The 11,000-nt window shown below is 71.9% G+C and carries 12 protein-coding genes; 9 read left to right on the top strand and 3 right to left on the bottom strand.

Annotated elements, in window-relative coordinates:
* Positions 1-196: winged helix-turn-helix domain-containing protein (locus ABZ863_RS26835; protein ID WP_358540914.1), on the top strand; the 196-nt coding region annotated here is incomplete at its 5' end.
* On the opposite strand, the gene ABZ863_RS26830 is transcribed toward ABZ863_RS26835, so the two are convergent.
* A complete protein-coding gene (locus ABZ863_RS26830) occupies positions 181-369 on the bottom strand; it encodes a hypothetical protein (RefSeq protein WP_358540913.1) in 189 nt (62 codons plus the stop codon). The two genes, ABZ863_RS26835 and ABZ863_RS26830, sit on opposite strands and share 16 nt — an antisense overlap.
* Before the next feature lie 332 nt (positions 370-701).
* Between ABZ863_RS26830 and ABZ863_RS26825 the strand changes: the two genes are divergently transcribed.
* Genes ABZ863_RS26825 through ABZ863_RS26805 form a run of 5 tightly spaced genes read left to right on the top strand, consistent with a single transcriptional unit; the run spans position 702 to position 5,685 of the window.
* Positions 702-2,306, top strand: a complete 1,605-nt coding sequence (locus ABZ863_RS26825) for a penicillin-binding transpeptidase domain-containing protein (RefSeq protein WP_358540910.1) — start codon at positions 702-704, stop codon at positions 2,304-2,306.
* A 27-nt stretch (positions 2,307-2,333) separates the two neighbouring features.
* Positions 2,334-2,636: a DUF167 domain-containing protein gene (locus ABZ863_RS26820; protein ID WP_358540925.1), complete on the top strand. Its 303-nt coding sequence runs from the start codon at positions 2,334-2,336 to the stop codon at positions 2,634-2,636.
* A 13-nt stretch (positions 2,637-2,649) separates the two neighbouring features.
* Positions 2,650-4,128: a potassium/proton antiporter gene (locus ABZ863_RS26815; RefSeq protein ID WP_358540909.1), complete on the top strand. Its 1,479-nt coding sequence runs from the start codon at positions 2,650-2,652 to the stop codon at positions 4,126-4,128.
* A 37-nt stretch (positions 4,129-4,165) separates the two neighbouring features.
* Complete coding sequence (lspA, locus tag ABZ863_RS26810) at positions 4,166-4,762, top strand: signal peptidase II (RefSeq protein WP_358540907.1); 597 nt, start codon at positions 4,166-4,168, stop codon at positions 4,760-4,762.
* Positions 4,759-5,685: an RluA family pseudouridine synthase gene (locus tag ABZ863_RS26805; protein WP_358540904.1), complete on the top strand. Its 927-nt coding sequence runs from the start codon at positions 4,759-4,761 to the stop codon at positions 5,683-5,685. Before lspA ends, ABZ863_RS26805 begins: the two co-directional genes overlap by 4 nt.
* Positions 5,686-5,700: 15 nt before the next feature.
* On the opposite strand, the gene ABZ863_RS26800 is transcribed toward ABZ863_RS26805, so the two are convergent.
* Positions 5,701-6,648, bottom strand: a complete 948-nt coding sequence (locus tag ABZ863_RS26800) for an AsnC family protein (RefSeq protein WP_358540902.1) — start codon at positions 6,646-6,648, stop codon at positions 5,701-5,703.
* Between the two features lie 67 nt (positions 6,649-6,715).
* On the opposite strand from ABZ863_RS26800, the gene ABZ863_RS26795 reads away from it, so the two are divergent.
* Complete coding sequence (locus ABZ863_RS26795) at positions 6,716-8,383, top strand: DUF885 domain-containing protein (RefSeq protein WP_358540899.1); 1,668 nt, start codon at positions 6,716-6,718, stop codon at positions 8,381-8,383.
* Here the strand turns inward: ABZ863_RS26795 and ABZ863_RS26790 are convergent.
* Positions 8,373-9,041, bottom strand: coding sequence for a sortase (locus tag ABZ863_RS26790; RefSeq protein WP_358540896.1), 669 nt, complete (start codon positions 9,039-9,041; stop codon positions 8,373-8,375). The genes ABZ863_RS26795 and ABZ863_RS26790 overlap by 11 nt on opposite strands.
* A 185-nt stretch (positions 9,042-9,226) precedes the next feature.
* On the opposite strand from ABZ863_RS26790, the gene ABZ863_RS26785 reads away from it, so the two are divergent.
* Both ABZ863_RS26785 and ABZ863_RS26780 read left to right on the top strand, forming a co-directional pair.
* Entirely contained in the window at positions 9,227-10,180 is a 954-nt protein-coding gene (locus ABZ863_RS26785) for an exopolyphosphatase (RefSeq protein ID WP_358540894.1), read from the top strand.
* Positions 10,181-10,188: 8 nt separating this feature from the next.
* A complete protein-coding gene (locus ABZ863_RS26780) occupies positions 10,189-10,974 on the top strand; it encodes a DNA-formamidopyrimidine glycosylase family protein (RefSeq protein WP_358540891.1) in 786 nt (261 codons plus the stop codon).
* The last annotated feature ends 26 nt before the right edge of the window (positions 10,975-11,000 follow it).

Raw genomic sequence — 11,000 nt, 5'->3', positions numbered from 1 at the left:
GGAGTTCGCGCTGCTGGAGCTGTTCCTCCGGCATCCGGGTCAGGTGCTCTCCCGCGAGCAGATCCTGTCCCATGTGTGGGGTTACGACTTCGACCCCGGATCCAATGTGGTCGATGTCTACGTGCGGACCCTGCGCCGCAAGCTCGGACCGGACCACATCGCAACCGTGCGCGGCATGGGCTACCGACTCGGCTGACCCTGGTGCGCGAGTCCCCCGCCCCAGCCCGCGAGTCCCCCGCTCCAGCCCGCGAGTCCCCCGCTCCAGTCGGCGAGTTGCCCGTTGCGGCCGGCGAGTTGCCCGCTCCAGTCGGCGAGTTGCCCGTTCCGGCCGGCGAGTGTCCCGGTGCGGTGCGCCCCCTTCGCGTTCAAGGCGGTGGTGTCCTCCGCTGTCGCCGAATAGGCAACTGGCGCGGCCGAGTGGGCAACTCGCGTGCCTGGGTGGGCGACTGGCGCGGCCGAGCGGGGGACTCGCGTGCCTGGGCGGGGGACTCGCGTGCTTGGGCGGGGACTCGCGTGCTTGGGCGGGCAACTCGCGTGCCTGGGTGGGCAACTGGCGCGGCCGAGCGGGGGACTCGCGTGCCTGGGCGGGGGACTCGCGCACCGGAGCGGGGGACTCGCGTGCCTGAAGGGGGGACTCGCGGTTAGAGTCGCTCCACGGGTGGGTGAACCCGCCCCGATTCGGCCTGGGACTGGGGAGGGCCATGCAGGCGCGGACGAGACGTTTGGTGCTGGGCGGAGCGGTGCTGGCCGTGATCGCGATCGTCACCGCCGGGGTGGTGGTGCTGCTGAACGAGTCGAGCTCCGGTACGGCCCAGCAGTCGGCCACCGGTCCGGGGGCGGGTGAGGTCGCGCTCGACTACCTGGACGCCTTCGCTGTAAGGGACGTCGCCGCCGCTGCGGCGCTGACCGACGATCCCGCCGCGGCCGAGGCAGCGCTGCACGAGGCGACCGCCCAGCTCGGTGTCACGGCCGTGAAGACCAGAGCCGAACCACCGGCGGCCGAGGACGGCCCGGACCGGGCCACCCGCGACTTCACCGTGACGTGGACGCTCGGCGAAGGCCGCACGTGGACCTACGACAACACGGTGACCGTCCTGCGCACGGATGCCGGCTGGCGGGTGCACTGGTCGCCCGCACTGATCCATCCGCGGCTGGAGACAGGGCAGGCACTGGCCCTGCGCAGCATGGACGGCGTCCCCGCCGTCGTCGCCAGGGACGGGGAGCCGCTCCTGAGGTGGCACACCGAGGGGATCGCGCCCGCCGAGGGCGCCGGTGCCCCGCTGCTGCTGCCGGGAATGGGCAGGGTAGCCACCGAGCACGCCGGTGGCGCCTGGCAGATTGTGCTCGTCGACGCGGCCGGGGCGGAGCTGGCGACCCTGCACGGCGACCCGGCGGCGACCGAACCACTCGCCTCGACGGTGAGCGTCACGGCCCAGCAGGCCGCGCAGGCAGCGGTGGACGCGGTCAGCGCACCCGCACTGCTGGTGGCGATCGAACCGTCGAGCGGGGACCTCCTCGCCGTCGCCCAGAACCCACTCGCCGGGTCCGCGCCCAATGCGCTGACCGGCCTGTACGCACCGGGGTCGACCTTCAAGATCGCCACGGCTACCGCCGCGCTGGAGCAGGGCGCGGCCGAAGCGGGCACCGTGCTGCCCTGCCCGGGTACGGCCCGCATCGGCACCAGGACCATCCCCAACGACGGGCAGTTCGATCTGGGTTCGGTGCCCCTGCACACGGCGTTCGCGCGCTCGTGCAACACCACCTTCGCCGAGCTGGCCGCCGGACTGCCCGACGACGCCCTCGCCCGGTCGGCGACCGAGCTCGGCCTCAACGCCGACTTCACCATCCCGGGTATCACCACCGAGGCAGGCAGCGTCGAGGCCGCGCCCGACCCGGTGCAGCGGCTCGAGGACGGCATCGGCCAGGGCAGGGTGCAGGCGAGCCCGTTCGGGGTAGCGCTCATGGCGGCGACCGTGGCGCACGGTGCACCGGTCATCCCGCGGCTCTGGCGTGACCTCGACACGACCGTGAACACGGGATACGACGTACCGTCGGCGCCTGTGCTCGGCGCGGTCCGGGACATGATGCGCGAGGTCGTCACCGGCGGCACCGCGACCGCACTCAGCGGGTTGGGTGATGTCCGTGGCAAGACCGGCACCGCGGAGCTGCCCGATGGCACCCAGGCGCATGGCTGGTTCGCCGGTTACCGCGGCGACGTGGCCTTCGCGGTCCTCGTCGAGGGAGCCGGCTCGTCGGCACCCGCGGTGCAGGCCACGGCGGCCTTCCTCGGTGGACTGCCGGGCTGAGCGGGTTACCGTTCTCGCATGGGTGCCCTGCGGTTCGCGGTCCGCGTCAAGCCCGGTGCCAAGCGCGACGCCGTCGGCGGCCGCTGGGACGGTGCGCTCGGCGCGGCGCTGGTGGTCTCGGTGCGCGCACCCGCCGTCGAGGGCAAGGCCAACGAGGCGGTGTGCCGTGTGCTCGCAGGTGCGCTGGCGGTGCGCGCGCGGGATCTTGTTGTGGTGCGCGGACAACGTTCCCGCGACAAGCTGATCGAGCTACCGGATCCGCCGCAGGACGCGGCGCCGCGCCTCGCCGAGCTGTTGCGACCCGTGGCGGAGAGCCCACAATCGCCGTGAACGGGGAGGTGACATGGGCGGGCTTCCGGTCATCCTCGGATCCGGTGCGATCGTCCTGCTCGCCTCAGTGCTCGCCGTGCGGTTCTCGATCCGGCTCGGCCTGCCGTCGCTGCTGCTGTACCTGGGAATCGGTGTCCTCGTCGGGCAGGCCGGGCTCGGTCTGCAGTTCGAGGACCCGACGATCACACAGAGTCTCGGCCTCGCCGCACTCGTGATGATTCTCGCTGAGGGCGGGCTCAGCACGCGGTGGTCGATAGTGCGTCCCGCGCTCGGCCCCGGCATCGCACTGTCCATTGTGGCCGTTGCGGTCACGATCGTGGTCACGGGCGCCGCACTGCACTGGCTGCTCGGGCTGGACTTGCGGCTGGCCCTGCTGTGGGGTGCGGTGCTGTCCTCGACCGATGCCGCCGCGGTGTTCTCGGTGCTGCGCTCGTCGGGCATCGGCAGGCGGCTCTCCGGCATCCTCGAACTGGAGTCCGGCTTCAACGACGCGCCCGCATTCATCGCGGTCGTGCTGCTGGCCACCGGCGCCACGGTGAACTGGGGGCTCCCGCTGCTCGTGGTCTACGAGCTGGTGGCCGGTGCGCTGATCGGCTTCGGGCTGGGCTGGCTCGGCGCGCAGGGACTGCGCCGCGTTGCGCTGCCCGCGACCGGGCTGTACCCACTTGCGGCGGTCGCGGTGTGTGTCGGGGCGTACGCGGCGGGTCAGCTCGCGCATGCGTCGGGGCTGCTGGCCACCTACATCGCGGGCGTCGTGCTCGGCAACTCGCGGCTGCCGCACCGCGCCGACACCCTGTCGTTCGCCGAGGGAATCGGCTGGATCGCCCAGATCGGGCTGTTCGTGATGCTGGGGGTCTTCGCCTCACCCGACCGGCTTCCCCACGCACTGGTGCCCGGTCTGCTGGCGGGGGTCGTCGTGCTGCTGGTCGCCCGGCCGATCTCCGTGGTGCTGTCGACCGTGCCGTTCCGGCTGCCCTGGCGCGAACAGATCTTCCTGTCCTGGGCCGGCCTGCGCGGAGCGGTGCCGATCGTGCTCGCGACGATCCCGCTGGCCGAGGGCCTGCCCGGTGCGCAGCGGCTGGTGGACGCCGTGTTCGTGCTCGTGATCGTGTTCACCCTGGTGCAGGGCGCGCTGCTCGGGCCGCTGGCGAGGTGGCTCGGGCTGGCGGGCGCCGCCGAGCCCGAGGAGATCGAGGTCGACGCGGCTCCGCTCGACGAGCTCGGCGCGGTGCTGCTGCAGGTACGCATCCAGCGTGGATCACGGCTGCACGGCGTCTACATCGCGGAGCTGCGGCTGCCCTCCGGTGCCGTGGTGAGCCTGGTGGTGCGCAACGGTAAGGGGTTCACCCCGGTCCGCATCACGCGGTTGCAGGAGCGCGACGAGCTGCTGGTCGTCACCACGGAGAGCGCCCGCAACGCGGCCGAGCGGCGGATTCGCGCCGTCGACCGGGCCGGTCCGCTCGCGAAGTGGAAGGGCGAGCTGGGAGACTGACCGCGAGGCAGATGGCGGCGCCATGGACAATGGACCGGTGAGCACTGAGCAGGGCCCAGAGCCGGCCACCAGCGCCCCGCAGCCACAGGCGCCCGACCTTCCGAAACGCAGGATCGGACTGCTGGCCCTCGTCGCCGTACTCGCCTATGCCGTGGACCTGGTCACCAAGATCGTCGCTACCACGGCCCTGGAGGGCGAGGAGCCGATCCGGATCCTCGGTGGCGCCGTGTACCTGCAGCTGATCCGCAACCCCTACGCCGCGTTCGGGATGGACTTCGGCGGCACCTGGATCCTCGCGATCGTCGCGATGGTCGTGGTCGGCGTGATCATCTGGTTCGCGAGGCGGCTGCGCTCGGTGGGCTGGGCGATCGGCCTCGGACTGGTGCTGGCCGGTGCGCTGGGTAACCTCACCGACCGCATCTTCCGCGCTCCCGGCCCGCTGCATGGCCACGTCGTCGACTTCATCTCCCCGTTCGCGCCGAACGGTGACTTCTTTCCCGTCTTCAACGCGGCCGACTCGGCCATCTCCATCGGTGCGGTTCTGATCGTGCTGCTGTCGCTGCTCGGCCGGGACTACGACGGCACGCGGGCCCGCTCGAAAAAGGATGACGAGTCCGGGGAGGAGCCGGCGTGAGCGCACGGATGCTGCCGGTTCCGGAGGGACTCGACGGCATGCGGGTCGACGCCGGGCTGGCCAAGCTGCTCGGGTTGTCCCGCACGGCGGTCGCCGAACTCGCGGCGGCAGGCGAGGTGCTGCTCGACGGCAAGCCGGCGGGCAAGTCGGACCGGCTCGCCGCGGGTGGCCTGCTGGAGGTGACGCTGCCAGCCCCGGAGGCGCCGCTGGAGGTCGTCGCCGAGCCGGTCGAGGGCCTGCGGATCCTGCACGATGACGACGACATCGTCGTGGTCGACAAGCCGGTCGGCGTGGCCGTCCACCCGAGTCCCGGCTGGACGGGGCCCACCGTCGTCAACGGGCTCGCGGCGGCGGGGCTGCGGATCTCCACGTCGGGCGCCGCGGAGCGGCAGGGGGTCGTGCACCGGCTGGACGCCGGAACCACCGGCGTGATGGTGGTCGCCAAGAGCGAGCACGCCTACACCGTGCTCAAGCGCGCGTTCAAGGAACGCACGGTGGACAAGGGCTACCATGCGCTGGTGCAGGGGCACCCGGACCCGACGCGGGGCACCATCGACGCGCCGATCGACCGGCACCCACGGCACGACTACAAGTTCGCCGTCGTCGCCGGGGGACGCCCTTCGGTGACGCACTACGAGGTGATGGAGGCGTTCCGTGCCGCGTCGCTGGTGGACATCAAGCTGGAGACGGGGCGAACCCACCAGATCCGCGTGCACTTCGCCGCGCTGCGCCATCCCTGCGTCGGTGACCTGACCTACGGCGCGGACCCGGTGCTCGCGCGCAAGCTCGGGCTGACCCGGCAGTGGCTGCACGCGCGCACCCTCGGCTTCGCGCATCCCGCCGACGGCCGGTGGGTGGAGTTCACCAGCGAGTACCCCGCCGACCTGGCAGCCGCCCTCGACGTGCTGCGCGCGGAGTCCTGAGCCTGCGACGCGCTCTCAGTCGTCGATCGTCCACACCAGCGAGCGCTCGTCGGGCTCGGGCCGCGGGCTCCAGCGCACCGACGCGATCCGCATCGCCGCGGGCAGCACGTAGACCGTGTGCCCGCCGGTGGTCTCGCCCGGCCGCACGCCGATCTTGTGCGGTGGGCGCGAGGTCAGCGAGACGGGCGCCTTCCCGACGGGCTTGCCGTCGACGGTGAGCAGCTCCAGGTAGTTGTCGGGCAACGACGCGAATGGGACACCGCTGCGGTTGGTGATCTCGGTGTGCACCACGACGGCCCGCTCGTCCTCCTCGAGCCGGTAACCGGCCGCGCTGAACAGGTAGTCGGCGGGGTCCTGCACCTCCAGCAGCTGGATCGCGAGCTGCTCGCCTTCGAGCCCGTGTGTCTCCAGCACCTCACCGGTGCGCCCGGTGCGGGGTGCCGGGGGCGCCGTCGCGGGGGGCTGGTCGCCGCGCGCCCACAGTGCGCTCTGCGGCGGACCCCAGGTGCTCATCACCGGATCCGGCGGAGGCGGAGGCTGCCGGCGCGGCGGTGGTGGGCGGTGCTGCTGGGCAGGTGGCTGGTAGCGGCCCGACGGGGTGCCGTGGACCGGGTAGGCGCCGCTGGGTGCGCCCTGGGCGGGGTAGGTCCCGCTCGGCGTGCCGTGCACGGGAAACGCGCCGCTGGGCGTGCCGTGGACCGGATATGCGCCGCTCGGTGTGCCGTGTGCCGGATGAGGAGGTGCCTGCTGAGCCCAGCCGCCGGCCAGCGCCGTGCGCAGGCCGTTCGGGTCGCTTTCGACACCGACCAGCAGGGGCAGCCCGGTCGCGGACAGGTTCACCAGCCGGTAGGCGACCTCCCGGGGATCCATGCCGACCTTGGCGGCGATCTCGTGCACGGCGGCCTTGCCCAGCTCGGCCAGCACAGCGAGCAGGCGAGCGTCCACAGGATCCGTCACGGCCACGATCATGAGCCTAATAGCCCCGTGCCAGTGCCACGGCTCGGATCCGCTGCGTCAGTATGCTGCGGCCATGACGGATGTGGCCGACCTCGCCGACGAATACCTGCAGCTGCTGTTCGACGCCGACCCGCTGTGGCCCGCGGTGCTCGGGATCGACCCGACACGCACGGGGCTCGGGGAGGTCTCCGTGGAGGCCGAACAGGTACATCGGGCCGCGCTCGAACGGGTCAGCGAGCGGGCCCGCGCGCTGGACGTGGCCGTGCTGGACCCGCAGGACCGGGTCACCCGCGATGTGCTGCTCAGCTCCGCACGTGCCCGGATGGACCAGATCGACACCCGGCTCGTCGAGTTCACCATCACCGACTTCTTCGTCGCCCCCGCGTCCGGGCTGCTGACGATCCTGCCGATGGTCGCGGTGACCAACAGCGAGCAGGGCGCCGCGCAGCTCGAACGGCTCGCCGCGATCCCCGCTCACCTGGAGCAGGTCGCGCAGCGTCATCGCGAGGGTGTCGCCGCTGGGCTGGTGCCCGTGGCGCACCTGGTACGGAGTGCGATCGCGCACCTCGACCGGTACCTCGCCGATCCGGCGAGCGACCCGCTGCTGCGCCAGCCCGCACCCGACGACGATTTCGCGGCGCGGCGCACGCAGTTGCTGGCGGACGTCGTACGCCCAGGTTTCAGTGCCTACCGCGATGTGCTGGAGCGCGAGATCGTGGCGCACGGCAGGCCGGACGAGCGGCCCGGTGTCTGTTACCTGCCGGACGGCGAGGCGACCTATGCCGCCCTCGCGCGCGTGCACACCACCACCGACCGCGATCCCGACGACCTGCACACCACGGGCCTGCGCCTGATCGACGAGCTGCGCGCCGAGTACTCCGAGATCGGCAGCCGGGTGTTCGGCACCAGCGATCTGGCGGAGATCTTCACGCGGCTGCGTACCGATCCCGCGCTGCGCTGGACGAGCCAGGACGAGCTGCTGGACACGGCGCGCGCGGCGATCACCCGCGCGGAGCAGGCGGCGCCGCAGTGGTTCGGCCGCATCCCGCCGCAGCCGTGGGTCGTCGAGCCGGTCCCGGCAGCGGAGGCACCGGGCGCGGCGGCGGCGTACTACCTGATGCCCGCCGCGGACGGTTCCCGTCCCGGCACGTACTTCGCCAACACTCACCGGGTGAGTGAGCGGTTCCGGCACACCGCCGAGGTGACGGCCTTCCACGAGGCCATCCCGGGACACCACTTCCAGCTCAGCACCGCGCTGGAACTCACCGATCTGCCGCTGCTGCGCCGGGTCGGCGATTTCAACGCCTACACCGAGGGCTGGGGGCTGTACTCGGAACGGCTCGCGAACGAGATGGGGCTGTACTCCGACGACGTGTCGCTGCTGGGGATGCTGAGCATGGACTCCATGCGTGCGGGCCGGCTCGTCGTGGACACCGGCCTGCACGCCAAGGGCTGGAGCCGCCAGCGGGCGATCGACTTCCTCCGCGAGCACACCCCGATGGCCGAGGTCGAGATCGTCTCCGAGGTCGACCGCTACATCGGCTATCCAGGCCAGGCGCTGTCGTACATGGTAGGCAGGTTGGAGATCCAGCGCCTGCGAGCGAAGGCGGTAGAGGATCTCGGCGCGCGCTTCGACATCAGGGAGTTCCACGACCTGGTGCTCGGCGGCGGCGCGCTTCCGCTGTCGGTGCTGGGGGACGTGGTGGCGGCGTGGACGGTGCGCGGCAGCGCTACGCCGTGACCCCGGTGAGCCGGGCGAACACGACGGTCGCCTCTGTGCCCGTGCCGGCTGAGCCGAACCGGCCCGACGCGGTGAGCAGGCGCAGGTCCGGGTGGTCGCTGTGTGCGCACGCCGCGCTGAGTGCGAAGTCCTTCGGCAGAGTCTGCACGCGGTACACGGTGAACACCGCGGCGGTTCCGTCGGCCCTGTTCACGGTGATCTCGGCACCGGGCGCGAGCTTGCCGAGGCCGTAGAAGGCGCCCCGCTCGTAGGCGAAATCGCGGTAACCGGTGAGTACGGCGGCGCCCCGCTCGCCGGGCGAGTTCGTGGCGGACAGCCAGCCGACGGTCATGGCTTCGGCGGGGACCTCCGGCACGCCGGTGGGGGTGTGGCCGAGCTCGATCACCGATCCGGACACCAGTCCGATCGCGGGCACGCTCAGCCGCCCGGGTGCCGCGGCAGGCAGTGGATCATGGGCGGGTGGAACGGGACCGCTGAGCGCCGCGCTGTCGGTGGACGGTGTGCCCGCGCCCGTCAGCGGGGCGGCGCTGCCGGGGTTCTCCGCCGATTCGGCTCGCATGAGTGTCACGGTGGTCAGCACTGCCGCCAGCGTCACGACGACGGCCGCGGCGGCGGCGCCGAGGCGCCCTGCGTCGCTCAGGCGTGTGTTCCTCGTCATCGGCGCACCTCACCTGATCGGCCCACGGCCGCCCCCTCTGTCAGGAGTTTTGCCCCCACACCGTCGGCGATGCAGCAACGGCGCTTGATGTCTGGTTTTCGCCAATATGGGTATGTGTCGTTACGTTTGCTGTTGTCCCACGGTTAAATGTCACTCATCTGGGTTATACCTTCACAGTGGAGGTAATGGTGCGACCAGCGACCGTGGGTGTGCTCGATGTCGGGTGCTTCAGTGCCCGTCTGCTGATCGCCGAGCGTGGTGGTTCGCTGCTCGATCCTGTCTTCAACCACAAAACCCGGCTGCGGCTGGACCGCGCGCTCGATGCCTGCGGACGGCTCGGCGCCGATGGTGTCGACGCGATCATCACCGCGGTCGGCACGGCAGGTGAGCTCGCCGAGCAACGCGGGGTGAGCCGCGTGTTCCCGCTCGCGACGTCATCGATCCGGGATGCCCGCAACGCCACCGAGATCGTGCGCCAGGTGCGGCACGAGACCGGTACCGAGTTGCGTTTCCTCACCGGACAGCGGGAGGCCGAGCTGTCCTACCTCGCTGCACGCCGGTGGTTCGGCGCCGCCGTGGGGCCGCTTGCCGTGCTGGACATCGGCGGCGGGACGGTGGAGCTGGCCGCGGGTGAGGGCGAGCATGCCGCGGTCGCCTGGTCGCTTCGGCTTGGCGCCAGGGAGATGACCCGCACCTGGCTCGACACGGAGGTCCCGCCTGCCGAGCGCATCGCGGAACTACGCGCGCATGCACTCGACCGGGTGCGCCGCGCGGTCGCCGAGGCCGAGCCACGACTGTCCGGCTACCGCACCGTCGGCTGTTCCACGGTGCTGCGGCAGCTGGCCAGGCTCGCCGGTGCCCGGCCGCAGCGGGACGCGCCGTCACGCGAGCTCCGCGTGGAGGACCTGCGGCGGTGGATTCCGCGGCTCGCCGTCATGCCTGCGTCACGGCGTGCCGAGCTGCCGGGCATCTCGCGCTCGCGGGCGCGGCAGGCGCTGGCCGGTGCGGTTGTCGCGGAGGCACTTCTCACCGTGTTCGGCGGTTCGCTCGACGTCTGCCCCTGGTCGACAACACACGGGCTGCTGCTGACCCTGCTCGACCAGACGGAGCAGGACGCCACGCGCCGATCGGTCGCCTGAGGTCGCCGATGCCGGAGCTACCCGATGTGGAGGGCTTCCGGCGCGTGCTGGCCGAGCACGCGGTGGGCGAACCGGTGCGGGCTGTTGAGGTTCTCGACGAGCAGGTGCTGCACGGCGTCGACGCCGACGGCCTGCGCGCGGCCGTGTCCGGACACCGCTTCGCCGAACCACAGCGGCACGGCAAGTGGTTGCTGGCGCCCGTGGGCGATACCGGGCAGACGGTACTGCTGCACTTCGGCATGACCGGGGCCCTGCTGTGGGAGGACGCCGACGAGCCGAGGCACCGGCATGATCGGGTGATCTTCGATTTCGACGGCGGACAGCTGCGTTACCGCGACATGCGCAAGCTGACCGGACTGCGCCTCGCCCGCGACGAGCGCGAGCGGGCGGAGCTACTCGCCGACCTCGGCCCGGACGCGCTGACGGTGTCGCGTGCCGAGTTCGCTGACCGTCTCGGCGGGCTGCGGCGGCGGCTGAAGTCCGCGCTCACCGACCAGTCCGTCGTCGCCGGCCTCGGCAACCTGCTGGCCGACGAGATCCTGTGGCAGGCGCGGCTCAACCCACACCGCTCGACCGCCAGCCTGTCCCGCGCCGACCTCATGAGCCTGCACGGACGGATGCGCACCGTGCTGCGTGAGTCGGTGAAGGCGGGCCGCCTACCGACCCGGCCTTCGTGGCTCACCGGGCGCCGCGACGAACCGTCGGGCAGCTGCCCCCGCTGCGGCACCACCCTGTGGCACGGGCGGGTGGACGGCAGGGGAACCGTGTGGTGCCCGCACTGCCAACCGGAATGACAACTGGCGACAACAGGAGTAGAGAT

The sequence above is a fragment of the Saccharomonospora sp. NPDC046836 genome, from assembly GCF_040645195.1.
Taxonomy (GTDB): Bacteria; Actinomycetota; Actinomycetes; order Mycobacteriales; family Pseudonocardiaceae; genus Prauserella_A.
The sequence above is the reverse complement of the archived record's forward strand: the minus strand, read 5'-3'. Positions and strand labels throughout refer to the sequence as shown.